Raw genomic sequence first — 18,764 nt, 5'->3', positions numbered from 1 at the left:
CCAGAAGTCCGCACTACTGGCCCTGCACCCTCGCTGTTCCGTCCGCAAACTCCAGCGTGAGGGCTTCCCCCGGTCTCACCTGGGCGGCGCGGGTCACCGGCCGGCCCGTCTCATCGCGCACCAGGGCGTAGCCACGCGCCAGGGTGCGCTGCGGCGTGAGGCCGAGAGCCTGGCGCATGAGCGCGTCGGTCGCTGTCTGGGCGGCGTCGGCCTGTCGGCGGGCGGCGTTGCGAACACGGTCCAGCGCCCACAGGGCGGCGGCGTCCGCCTCGGCAAGCACCTCCCGAGCGTGCAGCCGGATGGTGCGGGTGTCCTCCTGTGCTCGCGCGGCGGCGGCGGCGACCGTGCGAACGATCCGTGCGGCGGCTTTGCTGGGCGTGTCTGTGCGCAGACAGGCGACCTCGTCCAGCAGCGTGTCATCACGGGCGTGCCCCAGCCCCGTCATGACGGGCGCGGGAAAGGTCGCGAGCTGACGGGCAACCTCCAGGTCGTTCAGCCAGGCGAGGTCCGTCACGGCCCCCCCGCCCCGAATCACGACGAGGGCGTCCAGCGGCGCCCGCGCGTGCGCCTGCCGCGCCTGCTCGACCGCCTGCACGAGGCTCCCGGCGGCCTCCCGGCCCTGGAAAGTCGCCTCCAGGTACACGAACTCCACGACCCCGGCGGCCTCCAGGGCGTCCACCTCGCGCCGGAAGTCGCCCAAACCCGCGGCCTCTGCCGGGCTGATCACGGCCACCCGCGCGAAATCGGTGGGTGGGGGCAGCGCGCGGTTCAGGCCGTACACGCCTTCACGCATCAGGGTTTCCCGCAGGGCTGCGAGCTTGAGGGCCGCGTCGCCCAGCGTGAATTCGGGGGCGACGTCGAGCACGTTGAGCGAAAAGCCGTACTGCGGATGAAACTCGGCTGTGCACAAGAGCAGCACCTTGAGCCCTGCGGTGAGCGCTCCGCCCGTCGCGCGCCGAAACTTGGCCTCCAGGGCGTAGCGTTCCCGTGCCCACACCGTCGCGCGGCACTTGGCGACCTCCGTGCCGTCTTCCAGCTGCACGAGGTCGAGGTAGAGGTGACGGCGGTCGGTCAGACCAGCGATCTCTGCCCGGACCCACACCGCTCCGGGGACTCCCCGCGCAATCACCTGTCCCACGTAGACCAGCACGTCCGCCAGATCGAGGAAGTGTTCGGGGGGGCGGGTGCTCTCGCTCTTCTTGCGTCTGCTCATAGCCTGGCCCCCAGGGTTCGCCCGGCGACCGCCGCCAGCACGCCCAGTCCCACGCTCAGTCCCACGTACAGCGCTGCCAGCCCGCCTGCGCTGCGGGTCAGCAGTCCGTCCACGTCCGCACTGAAGGTGCTGAAGGTGGTAAACGCTCCCAGCACGCCCGTTCCAAAGGCCAGCCGCACGCTCTCCGGCCACAGCCCCCGACCGACCAGGCTCAGGGTCAACCCCAGCAGAAAAGAACCCAGCACGTTGATCAGGAGTACGGGCAACGGAAACAAGGAGAAGGGGAACGGCAGGCGCGCAGCAAGCGGCACGAGGGCCAGCGTGAGCCCGTAGCGAGCCGCTGCGCCCACCGCCCCTCCTGCCATGACCCACAGCCAGGCTGTCATGGAGGACAGGATAGGGGTCCAGTACCATCATCCCCATGATTCGCGCCCAGACCCTCACCGGCACGCCCCTCGACTGGACTGGGCAGACCCAGGGCGTGTGGGTGGACGCGCAGGCCATCACGCCCGAAGAGCTCGTTCGCTTGCAGGCGGCTTTTCCCCTGAACCGGCTGGCGCTGGAAGACGCTTTGGAACGCGGCCACTGGAGCCGTGCCGAAGCGTACCCAGAGCACGACTTCATCACCCTTCGTTCCTTTGCGCGGCCCGAGGAGGGGGACGAATTCACCGAGCGCCTGAGCCTCTTTCTCTTTCCGCAGGGCGTCTTGACCCTGAGCAGCACGGGAACCCGCGCGCTGGGTGAGGTCTGGAAGCTGGCGGGCCGCGAGAGCGTCAACACGCCATCCGAGATCGTGTACGAGCTGCTCGACCGCACGGCGGACACGTTTTTTGCTCTTGCCGACAGCCTGGAACTGCGGGTAGACGCCTTGGAAGAGCAGGTCTTTACGAGTGGCCACGAGAACCCGGTGGCGGACGTCTTCGCGCTCAAGCACCGGCTGGGCCAGGCGCGGCGGCTGAGTGCGGACGCCCGTGAGGCGACGGCCCTCTTTGCCCGCCACGTGAACGGGACCGAGGCGGACGCGGTGCGCTACCGGGACGTGCAGGACTCCTTTACGCGTGCCGCCAGCCGCTTCGAGACCCTGCGCGATCACCTGACAAGCCTCCTCGACCTGCACCTGAACCTGCAAAGCCAGCGCATGAACGAGGTGATGCGCACCCTCACCGCCGTCAGCGTGATTTTTCTCCCCCTCACCTTTTTGGCCGGGGTGTGGGGCATGAATTTCGAACACATGCCCGAGCTGCCCTGGCGGTACGGCTACGCGTTTGCCTGGCTGAGTTTCCTGCTGATCGGCGGGCTGCTGGCCTATTCCTTCAAGCGGCGGCGGTGGTGGTAGACAAAACGCGAAATGCCGCCCAGCCTGCGGTGAGGGCCGGGCGGCGCCGCTCGGGGTTACTTCACAAAGGCGTACAGCACCCGCAGTTCCGTGAGGGCTTCGACCACCCCACCCAGGCGCAGCTCCACACTGTCAAAGGGCTGACTCGTTCGGAAGGCCACGGTCTGGATGTCACTGCCGGGAGTGAGGAGGGCGAGGTCGAGCACAGAGGCTCCGCTTCGGGTTTCCTGCGGCTGACCATTCAGGTAGGTCACCAGTGTGAGGTTTGTCAGGACGCCTAGGTCAAGGAGGCCACCGGGGCGACGTACGGCAAAGCCCACGACTTGTCCTGCCGACCGCTGCTCGGTGCCAATAACACGCAGGTAGGCGTGTCCGGCCACGCCTACGCTCACCTTGAGGCTGGCCTCGTCCGTCAGGTTGGTGTTGACGACGTTCGCGTCGTTTTCAACGGTGCACAGCAGGCACAGACCGCGGGTGCCCGAGTTCACGCTGTACCCCGTGCCGACGAGGGGTTGTGGCGATGCGGGTTGCGTGGCGGCCACGGTAAAGGTGACGCTCGGGCTGCTCGTGCGGTTTCCAGCGGCGTCGTAGGCCGTCACGGTGAGGGTGTGTGTTCCAGCGGAGAGGGTCGGCAGGGCCGTGTTGAAGGTGACGTTGGTGCCTGGTGTGATGTTGAGGTTTGTTTCTGCCCCACCGTCGAGGGTGTAGGTGAGGCGCGTGACGGCCCGGTTATCGCTGGCCGTTCCGGTGAGCTGAACGGGGTTATTGACCGTACTTCCTGCCGCGGGCGAGGTCAGGTTGACCGTGGGTGCGGTGACGTCGCCGCTTCCACCGCCTGTGGCCACGGTAAAGGTGACGCTGGCACTGTTGGAACGGTTCCCCGCCGTGTCGTAGGCGACTACCGTGAGGGTGTGCGGCCCGGCGGGCACGTCGCTGAGGGAGACATCGAGGGAAGCGTTCTGTCCGGGGGCCACCGGGAAGTGGACCGCCGGGCCGTTGTCGAGCTGGTACGTGAAGCGGGCCACGGCCTGGTTATCCGACGCTGCCGCAAGGATACGGACGGGGAGAGGCACCGTAGCCCCGTTCGTCGGCGCGGTGATGGTGACGGTGGGGGCTACGGTGTCCCCGCTGGTCCCTGTCACCGTGAAGCTCGCGCTGGCGGCCTCGGAGCGGTTGCCGGCGGCGTCGTAGGCACGCACGGTCAGCGTGTGCGTTCCCGCCGTGATGTTCGGCAGGGTGACGTCGAGGTTGACGGTCGGACCGGGCGTCACGGGAAGGTCGATTTCGGCCGCGCCGTCGAGCTGGTAGGTGATGCGGGCAATGGTCTGGTTGTCGCTGGCCGTGCCGGTCACACGCACGGGCGAGGGAACGCTCGCGCCGTTGGTGGGGGCCGTCAGGGTGAAGGTCGGGGCCGTGGTGTCCGCGGTGCCGCCCCCCGGCAAAGGCAAAACGGTGACAGTGCGGGTCACCTGGGTCGAGTTTCCGGCGGTGTCATAGGCCGTGACGGTCAGCGTGTACGTCCCCGGCTGGAGGCCGCACAGGCACAGCACGGTGTTGATCTTGCCGTCCGCTGGAAGGGTCAGCGCCTGCTCGTTGCCGTTGTTAAAGCGGTAGGTGAGGCGGGCGAGGCCACCCTGGTCGCTGACCTCACCCTGAAGCAGGAGGCTGCCGCTGGCGCTGCTGTTGTCGGCAGGGGAAGTGAGGGTCAGGGTAGGTTGGATGGTGTCTCCGGCACCGGGGGGCTGACCCGGTCCTGGAGCAGGCTGACTGGGTCCTGTGCTGCACCCCACCAGCAGGGCGGCTGTCAGGAGGGTTGTGGCAGCCAGGCGACCAGAGAGACCAGACAAAAGGGGAAACAACGGCATGGGGTTCTCCTTTGCAAAGGGAACAAAACCGCGTTCTGGCGGCGGGTGCCGTCAGGGCTGAGGGAACGTCGTGTGGCTGAGTGCTGCTCTGTTGTGCCGGTCAGCGCGGAGTTCTGGAGTTTCCTGAACTCTCTGATGCTCAGCGTCTCACCTCCCGCCTGTGGGGGACGGAAGAGGGCAGCCCTATCGGCGCCTCCCCTGGGGGCTTCCGTCAGAAGGAGAATTCGACACGTGGCTACGCACGTGTTCCGAGCCGGTCGCACCACTGGCTCCTCCCGTTCCAGGTGCCCGTATCAGGAACCGGGATTCATCGCCTCTCGGATAGCAGGTGTGAGGAGCTATCCACCCTGAAGCTAGGAGGCTTTGCCCGGGAATGAATGAGGCTTTGCTTCAGTGGGCCGTCATTCTTGGGGGGGCCTTGCCCTGGTTGAAGGAGCTGTGCCCCAGCTCAGTACGGCGCCGCTCCCCCCGCCTTCAGGGCGAAGTGCACCCGCCGCAGCGCGACCTCCTGCGCGCGCGTGAGTGGCTCCCCCAGCGCCAGCCGGTGCAGGGCGCGGGCATGCACCGCCAGGCGATGTGGGGCATCGGTGGCTTGGGTGTCCAGGTATTCAAAGTGCACGGCGCTTCCCAGCGCCTCGACCAGAGCGTCGAGCCGTTCCAGCGAGGTGGACTTGCGCCGTCCCCGGTGCACGAGGTGCTCGGCGTAGCGCCGAACATGAAAGCGGTGGTCACTGCGAACGCGAAACCGCGCGTAGCCCAGCAGCCACGCATGTGTGAGGGCAAGCCGGATCGCCTCGCGTTCGGCAAGGTGTTCATGCCCCCGCTCGTGCAGGAAAAAGGTCTGGTAAGGCCTGCCGTTGAGGGTGTAGCCCACGCTGAGGCGGCCGCCCTGTTTGTCGGCGCTCCCGTCCGCGTGGAGAACGGCCTCGCCCGTAGGAGCACCGTGTTCCTGCCGCACGGTCTGAAGCTCCGTTTCGGTGAGGGCATGCCCCTCGGCCAGACGGCACAGGGCCAGGGCAAGCTGCGCTGCCTGGCGTGCCCGTTGGGCGCTGCCTCCCGCCGTGAGCTCCAGCAGCTCCAGGTGCGCTGCGTGGCGTAGGGCCACCTGGCGCGCCTCCTCCAGCGTGGGCCAGCGCGGTGGCGGCCACACCACCCCGTAGGCCACCCCGTCAAGCACATAGCCGACCCCTCGGCCCTCCGTTAGGGTGAGCAGGGTTGCTCGCTGGTGCCGTGGTCTGGGCTCACCTTGGGTCATCGCCTTCTGCCTCAGGCCCCGGCCGTGACTCGCCCGGTAGCCGGTAGATCCGGCGGGCGTTCTCGTCCGTGATCCTTTCCAAGGCTGCCGCCTCTATCCCGCGCAGCCCCGCGATGAAGTCCAGCGTATAGCGCACGTAGCCGGGGCGGTTGGGCTGGCCGCGCCGCGGTACGGGTGCGAGAAAGGGCGCGTCCGTCTCCAGCAGCAGGCGGTCTTGCGGGACCTGCCGCGCTGCCGCCTGAATCTCTTGGGCGTTCTTGTACGTCGTGTTGCCCGCAAACCCAAAGAATGCCCCCCGCTCCAGGCCGCAGGCGAGGAGACCGGGATGGCCGCTGAAGCAGTGCAGAATCACCGGCACGTCCGGCCACGCCGAAAGCACGTCCATCACGCCCCGGTGTGCCGAGTCCTGCCCCGGTTTGTCGCGCACATGGAGGACCAGGGGCTTCCCGCTGCGCCGCGCGAGGTCGAGCTGCCACTCGAAAGCCGCGACCTGGGCCGCCCTTTTTGTCTCGTCCCAGTAGTCGTCCAGGCCGCTTTCCCCGATGCCGACCACGCGTGGATGACGCGCCAGAGCCTCGATCTCTGCTCGTGCCTGCGCGCTGTCTTCTCCCGTATCGGTCGGGTGCAGGCCTACCGTCGCCCACACGTCCTCAAAGCGTTCGGCAAGCGCGACCGCGTTTCGCGCGTGCTCAGGGCTCGCCCCGATACAGACCATCCCGCTCAGGCCCAGCTCTCCGCGGGCGGAGGCCGGGTCGTCGAGATAGTCGAGGTGGCAGTGGGTGTCGATCATGGGAAAGAGGGTAAGGGGTGCGTGGAAGGGAGGCAAAGACAGAAAAGCTTGAGCGGACCCCTGGCTGCCGGCGCTCTGCCCTCACCGCTGTCAGCCCCCGCCCATCACTCTCATGAGGCCCTCGCGCTAGAGTGCGCCCGTGCTGAAAGCCGGGGTGTACGCGCTACTCGCGCTGGGAATCTTCACGGTGGTGTTCGCGCTGTTGCCGGCTCCCCCTTCGAATGCGGCACGAACGGGCGCTACCCTGGAGGGCGTCTCTCTCTCGCTCTATCCGGCGCGGGACGCGGACGCCGTGTGGCGCTTCCGGGCCGCCCACGTCACGAATGATCCCCTCCGGGGCGAGACGCGCCTCACTGGGCTTTCGAATGGGGGCCGCTGGATCAGGCAACCCGGAAGTCCCCCCGTGCTGGACGCCACCCTGCGCACCTCTGATCTGACCATCGACGCGCAGGACAACATGCTCACCCGTCAGGCGAGCATCACCCTGGTGCAGCAGTGTGCAGACATCGACCTGCGCGGCACCGAGGAGCAGCCCGTGCGGGTCGAGCAGGGGTACGGCTTCAGCGCGCCCGTGGCCGAGGTCGATTCGCCCTCGCTGACGGGCCGGGTGACTCGGATGCGCATGACCTTTGACTTCAACGTCGAGGACAGCGGCGAGGATTCCACCCTGGGCTGGAATCCCGACGCCACCGAGACGTGTGAAAACGGGAAACGAGTGCCGCTCGGCAGCCCTGCCAAGGAGACCTGACATGAACAGCAAACAACTGGCCCTGATCACCGCCCTCACCGCCACGACTGTCCTCGCGCAGACCGCCGCGGAAAACCGCATCATCAACATCCAGGGCGCCCCGCGCGGTGACCTGCGCAACGGCCCCCTCACCTTCACCGGCAGTCCGGTCAAGGCGACCGTCAGTACCCTCCAGATTCAGGCGGCACAGGCGACCCTGGCGGCACCCGCCGGAATGCCCCTCACGAACGCCAAGGGCAAACGCACCGCCAACTTCACGGACGGTGTGGTGGTCACGCGGGGTCGCCTCACCGCGAAGGGCGGCAAGCTCACCTACAGCGAGGCGTCCGGCCAGGGGGTTCTCAGCGTGAACCCCACCGCGACCTTTGTCCCCGAGGACCGCTCGAACGGGGACACGGTGACCATCAGCGCAGGTCAGATGAGCCTGGACGTGGACAACAACCTGTCGACCAGCACTGGGAATGTCCGCCTGACGAACGGCAACCAGAGCGGCCGGGCCGAGCGGCTGGTGTTTGACGAGGACCAGGAGCTTGCCCAGCTCACCGGCAGTCCCACCCTGACCCGCGCCGCCAAGGGCAACCAGAAGGAACTCACGATCAGCGGCCAGGAGGTTCGCGCCCGCACCGGCGAGAAGCTCCTGTACGTGCGCGGCGGCGTGCGACTGGTGCAGGGCAGCCTCACCACCACCGGCGACGCGGTGTACTACGACGACAAGAAGAATGTGGCCTATGTGGTCGGGAACGCCGTGAGCGTGGACAGCAAGACCCGGGTGACTGTGCGGGCGCCCGCAAGCGGTGCCCTGGAACAGCGCACCGACCTGGCCCGCGTGCGCGCCCTCAATACGGCCTACAAGATTCCTACCGAGCAGTTCAAGCTGCGCGGTGAGAAGTGAGGGGCGCTTCCCTGTGAGGGTATCTTTGGGCAGGTTTATGGCTCTCCATCCGCCTCACCCCCCCGTTCGGTAGACTCAGAGGATGCGGCGACTCGCAGCCTTGACGCTGACCCTCGCGCTGGGAGCGGCTCTGCCCGCCTGGGTGCTCGCCCAGGAGACGCCCGCCGAAGGCAACGAGACCGAGAACGCGGTCATCGAGCTTGTTCGCCGGGGGGAGGACGGCGAGGAGCGCCGGATTCGCATCGTCCGCACCGGGACAAGCGACGAGACGGGCATCTTCACCATCTGCGGACCCCAGGAGGATGAACCGGAGAACGCGCCCAACGTGGCCGTCTTCAGCGAGTCGGGGCCGGGTGGCGTGCGCATCACCATCGACAAGAACGTGATTCGGGTGCCCCTTGCCGTGGTCACCCAGCGCCCCACCGAGGAGGGCGAGGGGAGTGACGGCCGGGTGGAGGCGAGTGCCGGAAGCGCCCGTTTTCTCGACGCCGTACCCGAGGGCAAAACCGATCGCCTGAGCCGCTGTGCGGTCGAGGTCACGCCCCAACCCGCGCCGGACACGGTGCTGGTGACCCAGGGCCGCACGGAGCTTCGGGGCCAGAAACTCGTTTACGACGAGACGGACGGCATCGCCCGCATCGATGGGCCGATTTCCTTTCGCCGCCCGTCCGAGGATGGCCCGCTCACCGGCACCAGCGAGCGCATCGAGGTGAACGTGGACGAGGAACAGACGGTGCTTGTCGGCAACGTGGTGCTCAACAGCCAGGGCGGACGGGTCAGCCGAGCAGCCCGCGTTGAATACGACGACCAGGCAAACACCGCGCGCCTGATCGGGACTCCGGAGCAGCCTGCCGAGAGCCGTCAGGGCGGTGACGTCCTGCGCGCCCAGGTGCTGCTCTACGACCTCGACCGCAACGAGGTCGTGGCCCGCGCCGGCGAGGGCAGCACCATCACCGGCGAGTTTCAGGACGGCGAGACGAGCCCAGCCCCCACCTCTTCGAGCCCCTAAGCTGGGCTTGCCGCCCTCCCGTCTCGCAGAGCCCTCCGGCGCTCGCCCGGACCAGCCCCCACCTTACCGCCGCTCCCCCGGCAGGCGCACCGTCAGAACCGGGACCGGGCTGCGCGCCACCAGCTTCTCGGCGCTGCTTCCTACGAAAAAGTGTTCGAGGGCGCCCTGCGAGTGTGTGCCCACCACGATCAGTTCGGCTCCCCAGCGTTCTGCGGCGTCCAGGATGCCGGTCACCGGGTCGCCCACGAGCAGTTCGGTCTCTTCCCCCTCGCGGGCCACTTCGCTCAGGCGGCTGGCGTCGGCGTTCTCGAGGGTCTGAAGCAGGTTGGGGTCAAGGGCAGCAGGCACCAGGCCGCCCCCCAGGTCGGGTGTGGCGGTCACGCGGGCGTCAGTGACGTGAATCAGACACAGCTGCGCCCCGGGAAAGCGAGTCCGGGCCACCTCGAGCGCGTGCAGGGACGCGGGTGAGAAATCGACGCCCACGGCGACGCGTCCAAAAGACGTCGCCGCGCCGTTCTCGTTTGGGCCGCTTTCAGCCCGGAAGATCAGGGGGTCTGTCATGTGCTGAACGTACACCTCATCCCCCGGTGTCCGGCCTCTGTCTGAAGGGCGGGTAAAGTTGCGCCGAAGCCGGGCGAGGGGTCAGACTGCCCCATGCACCTTCAGAGTCTGGGGGCGGCCCTCACCGTGACGGGAAGCGCCCACCTGCTGAGTTCCCGCGGCGGTCCGGTTCTGATCGACTGTGGCCTCTTTCAGGGCGGTGAGGAGCTCGAGGCCCGCAACCGCGAAGCCTTTCCCTTCGATCCTTCCGATCTCGCCGCAGTGATCGTCACGCACGCACATCTCGACCACATCGGGCGGCTGCCGCTGCTGGTGAGGCGGGGGTACCGCGGCCCGATTCTCTGTACGCCGCCCACCGCAGCCCTAGCCGAGACGGTGCTGCTCGACTCTGCTCGCCTTCAGGTGGAGGGCTTTCGCCAGGACCTGCGCAAGGCTCGCCGCGTGGGCCGCGAAGCGGAGGTGCAAGAGCCGCTCTACGAGGAGGAGGACGTTCACCGTACGCTCGCGCTGATGCGGCCCCGGCTGGACTTTGGGGAAACCCTGCGCGCCGGACCCCTACGCGTCACGCCGCAGCGGGCTGGACATATCCTGGGCAGCGCCTACCTCCTCATCGAGGCGGATGGGGAACGGGTGATCTTTTCGGGCGACCTGGGCAACCGCGAGAGCGGCCTGCAGCTCGACTTCACGCCCCCGCCCCCCGCGGACGCCGTGGTGATCGAATCGACCTACGCCGACCGCACTCACCGCTCTCTTGCCGCCACCCTGGCGGAGTTTCGCGAGGCCCTCTGCGCGAGTGTTCGTGCGGGTGGCAAGATCCTGATTCCCACCTTTGCCATCGAGCGGGCGCAGTTCATCCTGTACACCCTCAAGAACCTGATGGACGCGGGCGAGGTGCCGCGCATTCCCATCTTCCTCGACTCTCCCATGGCCACCCGCGCCACCTCCGAGTATTTCGAGTTCGGCGACGAGCTGATCCCGCCCATCCGCGAGGCCCTGCAGGGCGGTGAGGATCCCTTCTGGCCCTCCACGCTGCACGTGGTGCCGACCAGTGCCGAGTCGCAACGCCTCAACCGCTACGACGGCCCCGCCATCATCCTGGCCGGAAACGGCATGATGACCGGCGGCCGGATTCAGCACCACCTCAAGCACCACCTCTGGAAGCCGAGCACCAGCCTGATCATCGTGAGTTACCAGTCTCCCGGCAGCCTAGGGGGCCGCATTGTGGCCGGAGCCGACCGTGTGCGCATCCTGGGTGAGGAGGTCCTGGTGCGTGCTCAGGTGCACACCATCGGCGGTTTCTCGGCACACGCCGACCAAGATGACCTGCTCGCCTTTCTCGCCACCACCGGCACGCCCCGCGTGTGGCTTGTCCACGGCGAGCCGCACGTGATGGAGGCCTTTTTGCCCGTCCTGGCCGCGCGCGGTCTGACCGGCAACATCGTGCCTGACCGTCAGGAGGTGGATCTCCTGAGTGCGGCTTTCCCTGGTGGGCGCCCGCCCGGTTTGCCCCACAGGGACGGTGACGCCCAGGAGCGGGCGGGGGGAGAGTAGCCTTCTTTTCAGCGCAGTGTTACCCGCAGGAGTTCCGCGTAGACCCGGGCCGTTACCGCCGCGTCCTCCAGTGCGTCGTGGGCGCGGTACGTCAGGCCGAAGTGCGCCGCGAGCTGATCGAGCGGCGTTCCCACCTGGCGCGGAAGGAGCCCCGCGTGAATCAGGAACTGGGCCGTGAGTTTGGTGTCCACCCGCCCCCGCCGAAACACGCTGTTCAGGTCCGGCAGCAACGGGCGCAGAAAGCCCAGATCGAAATGCAGGTTGTGCCCGCCCAGCATCACTCGCCCAACCTCGCGGGCATAGGTGCGGATGGCCTCCGCCACCTGCTCGGGCGGCTGCGCCCCGCTGTGGTGCGCCGTGAGGTCGATCCCGTTGACGGCCATGGCGTCCGCCTCCACGTCGTACTGCTCGTGCCGTACCCGCAGGTGCAGGGGCCGCGTGACCTCACCCTGCGGCGTGAGGGTGACCAGCCCGACGGTGAGGAGTGGATGCCGCGCCGGGTCACGCCCGCCCGTCTCGGTGTCTACGAAGATGATGGGCTGGTGGAGGGCGGCCAGGCGAGGAAGGGCGCTCATGCCTCAGCCTTCCACGCTGGGGCGTGGGAAAGGACATGTTTTTCACGCGCAGCCTTTAGCCTGAGGACTGATGAAGCGTCTTCTCCTCCTTCCCCTGCTGTCCCTCGCGCTCGCGGCCTGTGCCCAGAAGGGCATTGAGGGCGTTCAGACCTTTGACTACCAGGGGGGTGACCACCGGCCCGGCTCGCTGGTGTATGCCGAGAACCCGCCCGCCGGTGGAGCACACAACACCCTGTGGCAGAACTGCGGCGTCTATGACCAACCCCTGTACAACGAGTACGCGGTGCACAGTCTGGAACACGGGGCCGTGTGGATCACCTACCGCCCCGACCTCGCTCCGGAGGGGGTCGCGGCCCTCAAGGCGCTTGTGGACGGGCGGCCCTACACCATCCTGAGCCCCTACGAGGGGCTGCCCTCCCCGGTTGTGGCGAGCGCCTGGAACGCGCAGCTCGCGGTGGAGAGCCCGACCGACGAGCGCCTCAAAGCCTTCCTCGACAAGTACGAGCAGGGACCGACCGCACCCGAGCGCGGCGCGGCCTGTTCCGGGGGGTACAGCGGCACACGCTAAGAAAGCGGGCGTTACGGCGCCTCACCCGTCGCCACCGGCCTGGTGTCGTCGCTGATCCAGTCGCTCCACGACCCGGCGTAGAGGCGGTTGTGCGGCCCCAGGGGAACTCCGGCGAGTTCCCGGGCGAGCAGGTTCGGGGTAGCGCTCACGCCACTCCCGCAGTAGGTGATGGTGGCGGCGTCTCCCACGTTCAGGCGCGCAGCCTGGGCGGCAGCGTCCCGCCAGCGTCCGTCCTCCGTAAGCGCCCCAGTCCACTCGCGGTTCAGGGCACCGGGGATATGCCCGGCCTTGCGGTCGAGCGGCTCCACGTCGCCCCGGTAGCGGGCCGGGGCGCGCGCATCGATCAGCAGCGTGTTCGCGCCCCGCTGGGCCACGTCGGCTGCAGTAGCGACCATGTCGGGCTGCACCTCCGGCGTGAAGGTCGTGGGGGCGAAGGTCGGCTCGGCGGTGCTGGGCTCTCCCCCCGCCCTCAGGAAGGCGGGCCATCCCCCGTCGAGCACGTAGACCTGCCGGTGCCCCAACCAACGCAGCAGCCACCAGGCCCGGGTGGCATAGAAGCCCTGCCCACCACTGGGGTCGTCATACGCGATGACCACGCTGTCATTCCCGATCCCCACGCTGCCCAGCCAATTCGCCAGCACCTGGGGGTCAGGCAGTGGATGCCGTCCGCCCCCACCGTCTGGCCGAACCGGACCGCTGAGGTCCGTTTCTAGATCCGCGTAGACCGCACCTGGCACGTGCCCCTCGAGGTAGGCGATGCGGCCCACCAAAGGGTCTGTCAGCGCGTACCGGCAGTCCAGGACCCGCAACTGTGGGTCTTGCAGATGGGCGAGCAGCCAGACGGCGTCCTTGAGGGGAGATTCAGGCCGGGTCATGCCCGCAGCCTACACCGCGGGGAGAGGCCACCGGGGGCCGGAAAGACGGGCAGGCCCGGGAAATGTAAACCGAACTTCAGCAAACCCGTCCCCTGACGGAGGCTCACTTTCCAACAATGGCGGGGGAAAGGAGCGACCGTGATTACCCGAGCTGACCTTCAGCGCATCCAGAGTTTGCCCGACAACGCGATGGTCCTGATGGCCGTCGTCAACGACAATCCTGACCTGCCTGAGAACCACGGCACGGGCCTCCAGACCCGAGTGAAGGTGAAGATGCAGGAGGCGGGCGTGCCGCCTACGCCCATGAACCAGGTCCTTGAGGACCTGCAGGTCGCCCGCACCCACCACGGCAAGAGTTCGCTGTACGTGGTGGGTGAGGCGTTCTTCGAGCGCTTCGAGATCCAGGCGGACCTGCCCGAGCGCTTTCACTATGGCCGTCCCCTCAAGTCCCTGCTGGACAGCATCCTGGAGCAGATGCCCACTGTGGCCGTCTTGGCGGTAGACCACGAGTGGGCGCGGCTTTTCATCCTGCACCAGGGTGAGCTGCGGGAGGCGCGCAGCGAGGAGAACGTTCGACTGGACGACGGGGACCGCTGGGACACGATGGTGTCCGGCACCCGGCACGTCCCCGGAGCACCCGGCGCCGGGGGGGCGGGGCGAGGCCAGCCGGGCAGCGGTCCCCGCAGTGACAGCGGCACGGACCTCTTTGAGGCGCGTGAAGACGCGATGCGTCAGCGTTTTTATAACGCGCAGGTCGAGAGCCTGGAGCGAGTCTTGCGCGCCCTGGCGATCCGCCAGCTCATCCTGGTTGGGCCGGTGCAGCGCGTCGCGGAGTTCAAGGCCGAACTCCCCAAGACTGCGTCCTTTGAGGTGATCGGCGAGACGAACGTGGTTGGTGGGGCAGGCTGGGCCAACCCGGCGGAAATTCTCGAAAAGATCGGGCCCATCGTTGAGGAACACCGCCGCAAGACCGAGGAGCAGCTTCTAGAGCGCATCCAGGAACACGGCGTGATGGAGCTGGAACGCGTGCTGGAGATGATCCAGCAGTCCCGGATCTACCAGTTGGTGATTCCGGAAGACGGCTCACAGTTCCACCTGTACCGCAGCCACAACCGCGAGGTGCCCTACTTCACCGGCAAGAAAGACGTGACCGAAAGCCCCCTAGACGGCAGTCTGATGGAGCGGGTGACGCTCGAAGAGGTCCTGCCCGATCTGATCGACCTGTACGGCCTGGAGGTCAAGCGGCTGCACGGCGACTGTGCCAAACGGCTCGTTCAGGAGTTCGGGGGCATTGCGGGGCTGCCGCGCTACTGATCCCACATCGCGCGCTTCTTGGGGTGCCGCCCGTCTTGCACGGCACCTTGAGGGGAAGGCGAAGGGGCAGCCCATCTGCCGGCTGCCCCTTTTTGAATCGCTGCTGCCTAGCGGGCTAGCCCCGTTGCTCGGCTCTCACGCACGACCGTCACCTGCACCTGGCCGGGGTACTCCATATCCTGCTCGACGCGCCCGGCGATCTCGCGCGCGAGGAGGGTGGCCTGCGCGTCGGTCACCTTGTCTGGCTGCACAATCACGCGCACCTCCCGGCCCGCCTGAATGGCGTAGGCCTGCTGCACTCCGGGAAAGGAGACGGCGATCTGTTCCAGCTGCTCTAGGCGGCGCACGTAGGCTTCTAGTTCCTCGCGCCGCGCCCCTGGCCGGGCGGCGCTGATCGCATCGGCCGCGGCCACAAGCACGGAATACAGTGTCTCGCCGTTTTCTGGGTCGTGGTGGTGGGCGATGGCGTCGATCACCTCCGGCGGCTCTCCAAAGCGCCGGGCAAGGTGAATGCCGATCTCAACGTGCGTGCCCTCGATCTCACGGTCAATGCTCTTGCCGATGTCGTGCATCAAGCCTGCGCGGCGGGCCAGCGCTGCATCCAGGCCCAGTTCGTCCGCCATGATGCCGGTCAGGTGCGCGACCTGTACGGAGTGCTTCAGCACGTTCTGGCCGTAGCTCGAGCGAAAATACATCCTTCCAAGCAGTTGGACCAGCCCCGGCTTGAGGCCCACGACGCCCGCCTCGATGGCCGCCTCCTCGCCCTGGGTGTGGATGAAGGTCTTCATCTCGTCCTGGGCCTTGTGCACCATCTCCTCGATGCGGGTGGGATGAATGCGCCCGTCGGCCACCAGGGCTTCAAGCACGTGCCGCGCGACCTCACGCCGCAGGGGATTAAAGGAGGACAGAATCACCGCCTCAGGGGTGTCGTCGATGATCAGGTCCACGCCGGTCAGCGCCTCAAACGCCCGGATGTTGCGGCCCTCCCGCCCGATCAGGCGGCCCTTCATCGCGTCGTTGGGGATGGGCACAACCGATACGCTGAGCTGGGTGCTCGTCTCGGAGGCGCTGCGCTGGATGGCCTGCGCGATCAGCTCACGGGCGGCACGCTTGGCGTCGGCGGTGGCGCGCTCGGTCATCGCCCGAACGCGAATGGCCTTTTCTTCCTCTAGCTCGGCGTCGAGTTGCTCCAGAATCTGGGCGCGGGCCGCCTCCTTGGTGAGGCCCGCCACCTCGTAGCGTTTGAGTTCGGTCTGTCGGGCGCGCTCCGCCAGCTCTGCCTCCTGCGCCTGGAGAGCGCGCAGTTGCCCTTCCAGGCGTTCTTCCAGCGCGTCCAGCTTGTCGCCCCGCGCGTCAAGCTGCTCGGCGCGGCGGTTGAGGCGCTCGATCTCGCGCTTGAGTTCCTCGCGTTCGCGGCGGGTTTCCTGACGTTCGGCGTTCAGCGCCTCGCGTTCCCGGGCGGCGTCTTGAAGCGCTCGGGTGCGCTCGGCCTCGATCTGCCTGCGCAGCAGCTGAAGCTGTTCGCGTTCGGCCTCCAGTTGGAGGGTGGTTTGACGCTCCCGCTCGTCGGCCTCTTGGAGACGGCGCGCTGCGGCCTGTAGCTGCTGGGCGGCCTGGCGCTCGGCCTGCTCGCGCAGCAGCCGCACGTCCTGTTCTGCCTCGGCGCGAAGGCGCTGCGCCTCGGCCTGCGCGGCCTGCTGAAGCTGGTCGTCGATGGCTGCCCGCTGCTGCCGCCCCCGCGACTGCCCCCGGAGAAACCCGCCCGCCAACCCCGCCAGGAGCGCCAGAATGACATACACGATGATCATGTGGCCCTTCCTTTCGGTTCCTGTAGGACGTCACAGGGCGATCCCCTCGCCCGGCACGTCCAGCAACAAGTCAAAAAAAGTGTTGTGGTGCGAGTGCGTACACTCTTCCACAGTCTAGCTCCCAGCATGGGCGAGGCAGCGGGTAAGGGCATAAACCCCGTGAAGACACAGAACGCCGCCCGCAGGGGCAGCGTCCTGGCGAGCTGGGCGCTAGTTCACCGCCCGTTCCCGGCCCTCCCACAGTTCCTTTCTCAGCAGGAACTTCTGGAATTTGCCGCTGGCGGTCTTGGGCAGGTCGTCACGGAAGATGTAGTGCTTGGGCACCTTGTAGCCGGCAAGATGCTGACGGACGTGGGCGGTCAATTCTTCAGGGCTAGCCTGCTGCCCGGCGTGTAGGGCGATAAAGGCACAGGGCACTTCGCCCCACTTCTCGTCGGGGTGCGCGACCACGACGGCCTCGCGGACGGCAGGGTGCGCATACAGCACGCCTTCGACCTCCACCGAGCTGATGTTCTCACCGCCGGAGATGATGACGTCCTTGTTGCGGTCGCGAATCTCGATGCGGCCGTTCGGATGGACGACCGCGACATCCCCGGTGTGGAACCAGCCGCCCTCAAACGCCTTTTCGGTCGCTTCCGGGTTGTCGAGGTAGCCCTTCATCACCAGGTTGCCGCGCACCATGATCTCCCCGAGCGTCTGCCCGTCGTGTGGAATGGGCGTCAGCTCGGGGGTCATCACCTCCACCTCCCCGGCGAGCAGCATCTCAAAGCCCTGCTTGGCGATAAGCGCGGCCCGTTCGGGAATGGGCAGGGCCCGTTCCGCGTCCGAGAGCTCCGCTACGGTGATCAGCGGGCTGGTCTCGGTGAGGCCGTACACCTGCACCACGTCAAAGCCCAGCGCGCTCATATCCGCGATGGTGCGGGCATGCGGCGGACTGCCGGCCGTCGCCACCCGCACGGGGCGGGGGGTGCGCCGGGCGGTGGCGGGGTCGGTGATCATGCTCAACACCGTGGGCGCAGCGGCCAGATGCGTCACGCCGTAGGTGTGAATCGCGTCGTGAATGGTTTCTCCCCGGACGGCGGGCAAGGTCACGTGGGTCGCGCCCACGCCGAAGGGACTCCATACGCCACCCCAACCGTTGGCATGAAAGTCGGGGAGGGTGTGCAGGTACACGCTGTCTCCTGCAAAGTGCAGGTAGTACAGCGTCTCGACCGCGTTCAGCAGCGTGTTGCGGTGCGTGAGCATCACGCCCTTAGGACTGCTGGTGGTGCCGGAGGTGTAGTTGATGGTGATGACGTCGTCTTCGTCAGGGACCGCGTAGGGAAGGGGCGAAGCGTCCTGCGCCTGCAAACGCGCCTCGAATTCGCCGCCCTCTTCCATCACCCACAGCGGAACACCAAGGTCACGGCAAACCTGCTCCACTCGGGGCGCGAGCGTACAGTCCGCCAGCACCAGGCTCACCCGCGCGTGCCGAAGCTGAAAGGCGTACTCCTCGGACACCAGGCGCGTATTCAGCGGGACGAGCACGTTCCCAGACCAGGGAACACCCGCGTAGGTCAGCAGGCCCTGGTGCGTATTCGGGGAGAGAACGGCCACCCGCGAGCCGGACGGCACGGCGGCTCCCACCGCGCGGGCAAGGCGGTAGATCCGCTCGCCCCACTCGCGGTAGGTGAAGCGGGGACCACCGGGCTGAACCACCGCCGTTCGCTCGGGGTAGAGCTTAAGGCCGCGCCGAACAAGGTCCAGGGGCGTGAGGGGCGTCTTCATAGGGCACCTCCGGAAAAGGCAGGAATGATCCTCCTACTGTAGCCCGGATCCCGCAGAACGTGCCCCGACCGTTCCCACCCGAGGGCCGGAGGGCACGCGGATGGGGCCTCTTCCGCAGGAAAGCCGGGTCAGCGGCCTAGCCTGAACCCTTCCCGCGTCACGCGGGCCAGCACGCTGAAGCGGCCGTCGGCAGCGGGCTTGAGGACAGCGGCTTCGCCCTCGGCCAGCATCCAGCCCGTCAGCAGGCGCAGGTTCTGCTCGTGCGTCACGATGACGGTGTTCGTGCCGGCGCGGGGCGGCGTGCTCAGGAGAGCGCGAAGGCGGGCCATCACCCGCTGACGGTCCGCCTCGGTGCCGCTGCGGAAAAAGGGGTTATTCAGAGCGGGAGTAGGGCTGACCCGCCCCGCGAGCAGGGCCGCGCTGTCACGGTTGCGGCAGTACTCACCGCTGAGCACGGTGCCGAGGGGCACGCGCAGCTCCCGCAGGAGCCGCCCCACCTCACGCGCGTTCTCCCGCCCCTGCTCGCTGAGGGTCCGCTGGGTGGTGCAGTCGCGCAGGGTCACCTGCGGCGCGTCGGCGCCCTGGGTCTCGAAGTGCCGGAAGTACAGGACCAAGCCGCCCGCGCGCAACTGCGCGA

At 67.7% G+C, this 18,764-nt stretch carries 18 protein-coding genes and 1 riboswitch (1 of these 19 only partly in view); of the genes, 7 read left to right on the top strand and 11 right to left on the bottom strand.

Features of this window, described 5'->3' with window-relative positions; genetic code table 11:
* Nucleotides 1-13: 13 nt before the first annotated feature.
* On the bottom strand, nucleotides 14-1,213 hold the full coding sequence (gene xseA / locus EI73_RS08485) for an exodeoxyribonuclease VII large subunit (protein ID WP_034385936.1): 1,200 nt from the start codon (nucleotides 1,211-1,213) through the stop codon (nucleotides 14-16).
* Entirely contained in the window at nucleotides 1,210-1,599 is a 390-nt protein-coding gene (locus EI73_RS08480) for a CrcB family protein (protein ID WP_034385934.1), read from the bottom strand. The genes xseA and EI73_RS08480 overlap by 4 nt, the downstream gene beginning before the upstream one ends.
* Before the next feature lie 35 nt (nucleotides 1,600-1,634).
* Between EI73_RS08480 and EI73_RS08475 the strand changes: the two genes are divergently transcribed.
* The gene (locus EI73_RS08475; protein ID WP_034385933.1) at nucleotides 1,635-2,549 is read left to right on the top strand and encodes a magnesium transporter CorA family protein; all 915 of its coding nucleotides are present in this window, start codon (nucleotides 1,635-1,637) and stop codon (nucleotides 2,547-2,549) included.
* A 56-nt stretch (nucleotides 2,550-2,605) separates the two neighbouring features.
* Here the strand turns inward: EI73_RS08475 and EI73_RS08470 are convergent, their stop codons facing one another.
* The 3 genes from EI73_RS08470 to EI73_RS08460 all read right to left on the bottom strand — a co-directional run bounded on the left by EI73_RS08470 (nucleotide 2,606) and on the right by EI73_RS08460 (nucleotide 6,459).
* A complete protein-coding gene (locus tag EI73_RS08470; protein ID WP_034385931.1) occupies nucleotides 2,606-4,414 on the bottom strand; it encodes an Ig-like domain-containing protein in 1,809 nt (602 codons plus the stop codon).
* A 242-nt stretch (nucleotides 4,415-4,656) separates the two neighbouring features.
* Nucleotides 4,657-4,741: riboswitch (cyclic di-GMP riboswitch) on the bottom strand.
* A 121-nt stretch (nucleotides 4,742-4,862) separates the two neighbouring features.
* Nucleotides 4,863-5,669, bottom strand: coding sequence for a hypothetical protein (locus EI73_RS08465; RefSeq protein ID WP_156103490.1), 807 nt, complete (start codon nucleotides 5,667-5,669; stop codon nucleotides 4,863-4,865).
* Nucleotides 5,656-6,459 (bottom strand): TatD family hydrolase, encoded by an 804-nt coding sequence (locus EI73_RS08460; protein ID WP_034387936.1) that lies wholly within the window; start codon nucleotides 6,457-6,459, stop codon nucleotides 5,656-5,658. The genes EI73_RS08465 and EI73_RS08460 overlap by 14 nt, the downstream gene beginning before the upstream one ends.
* Nucleotides 6,460-6,598: 139 nt before the next feature.
* Between EI73_RS08460 and EI73_RS08455 the strand changes: the two genes are divergently transcribed.
* The 3 genes from EI73_RS08455 to EI73_RS08445 all read left to right on the top strand — a co-directional run bounded on the left by EI73_RS08455 (nucleotide 6,599) and on the right by EI73_RS08445 (nucleotide 9,108).
* Entirely contained in the window at nucleotides 6,599-7,207 is a 609-nt protein-coding gene (locus EI73_RS08455) for a hypothetical protein (protein ID WP_034385927.1), read from the top strand.
* A gap of 1 nt (nucleotide 7,208) precedes the next feature.
* Nucleotides 7,209-8,099, top strand: a complete 891-nt coding sequence (locus EI73_RS08450; RefSeq protein ID WP_034385925.1) for a hypothetical protein — start codon at nucleotides 7,209-7,211, stop codon at nucleotides 8,097-8,099.
* An 82-nt stretch (nucleotides 8,100-8,181) separates the two neighbouring features.
* Nucleotides 8,182-9,108 (top strand): LptA/OstA family protein, encoded by a 927-nt coding sequence (locus EI73_RS08445; RefSeq protein WP_034385923.1) that lies wholly within the window; start codon nucleotides 8,182-8,184, stop codon nucleotides 9,106-9,108.
* A 63-nt stretch (nucleotides 9,109-9,171) separates the two neighbouring features.
* On the opposite strand, the gene EI73_RS08440 is transcribed toward EI73_RS08445, so the two are convergent.
* Nucleotides 9,172-9,669 (bottom strand): universal stress protein, encoded by a 498-nt coding sequence (locus tag EI73_RS08440; RefSeq protein WP_034385921.1) that lies wholly within the window; start codon nucleotides 9,667-9,669, stop codon nucleotides 9,172-9,174.
* Nucleotides 9,670-9,762: 93 nt separating this feature from the next.
* Here EI73_RS08440 and EI73_RS08435 point away from each other — a divergent pair, with 93 nt between their 5' ends.
* A complete protein-coding gene (locus EI73_RS08435) occupies nucleotides 9,763-11,220 on the top strand; it encodes an MBL fold metallo-hydrolase (protein WP_034385919.1) in 1,458 nt (485 codons plus the stop codon).
* Nucleotides 11,221-11,228: 8 nt separating this feature from the next.
* Here the strand turns inward: EI73_RS08435 and EI73_RS08430 are convergent, their stop codons facing one another.
* Entirely contained in the window at nucleotides 11,229-11,795 is a 567-nt protein-coding gene (locus tag EI73_RS08430; RefSeq protein ID WP_034385917.1) for a 3'-5' exonuclease, read from the bottom strand.
* A 70-nt stretch (nucleotides 11,796-11,865) separates the two neighbouring features.
* On the opposite strand from EI73_RS08430, the gene EI73_RS08425 reads away from it, so the two are divergent.
* Complete coding sequence (locus EI73_RS08425; RefSeq protein WP_034385915.1) at nucleotides 11,866-12,363, top strand: DUF3105 domain-containing protein; 498 nt, start codon at nucleotides 11,866-11,868, stop codon at nucleotides 12,361-12,363.
* An 11-nt stretch (nucleotides 12,364-12,374) separates the two neighbouring features.
* Here EI73_RS08425 and EI73_RS08420 read toward each other — a convergent pair whose 3' ends face one another.
* Nucleotides 12,375-13,238 carry a sulfurtransferase gene (locus tag EI73_RS08420; RefSeq protein WP_034385913.1) on the bottom strand — a complete coding sequence of 288 codons (864 nt, stop codon included), beginning with the start codon at nucleotides 13,236-13,238 and terminating at the stop codon, nucleotides 12,375-12,377.
* A gap of 138 nt (nucleotides 13,239-13,376) precedes the next feature.
* On the opposite strand from EI73_RS08420, the gene EI73_RS08415 reads away from it, so the two are divergent.
* On the top strand, nucleotides 13,377-14,552 hold the full coding sequence (locus EI73_RS08415; RefSeq protein WP_034385911.1) for a hypothetical protein: 1,176 nt from the start codon (nucleotides 13,377-13,379) through the stop codon (nucleotides 14,550-14,552).
* 107 nt (nucleotides 14,553-14,659) lie between these two features.
* Here EI73_RS08415 and rny read toward each other — a convergent pair whose 3' ends face one another.
* From rny to EI73_RS08400, 3 genes are all read right to left on the bottom strand, one after another.
* Nucleotides 14,660-16,360 carry a ribonuclease Y gene (rny, locus tag EI73_RS08410; protein ID WP_034385909.1) on the bottom strand — a complete coding sequence of 567 codons (1,701 nt, stop codon included), beginning with the start codon at nucleotides 16,358-16,360 and terminating at the stop codon, nucleotides 14,660-14,662.
* 210 nt (nucleotides 16,361-16,570) lie between these two features.
* Entirely contained in the window at nucleotides 16,571-18,127 is a 1,557-nt protein-coding gene (locus tag EI73_RS08405) for an AMP-binding protein (RefSeq protein ID WP_034385907.1), read from the bottom strand.
* Between the two features lie 128 nt (nucleotides 18,128-18,255).
* Nucleotides 18,256-18,764: the 3' portion of a histidine phosphatase family protein gene (locus EI73_RS08400; RefSeq protein ID WP_034385905.1), read on the bottom strand. The gene runs 94 nt beyond the window's last position; 509 of the gene's 603 nt are visible here — the last part of the coding sequence; the start codon falls outside the window, past its right edge; it ends in the stop codon at nucleotides 18,256-18,258.

The organism is Deinococcus sp. YIM 77859, assembly GCF_000745175.1.
GTDB lineage: Bacteria > Deinococcota > Deinococci > Deinococcales > Deinococcaceae > Deinococcus.
The sequence above is the reverse complement of the archived record's forward strand: the minus strand, read 5'-3'. Positions and strand labels throughout refer to the sequence as shown.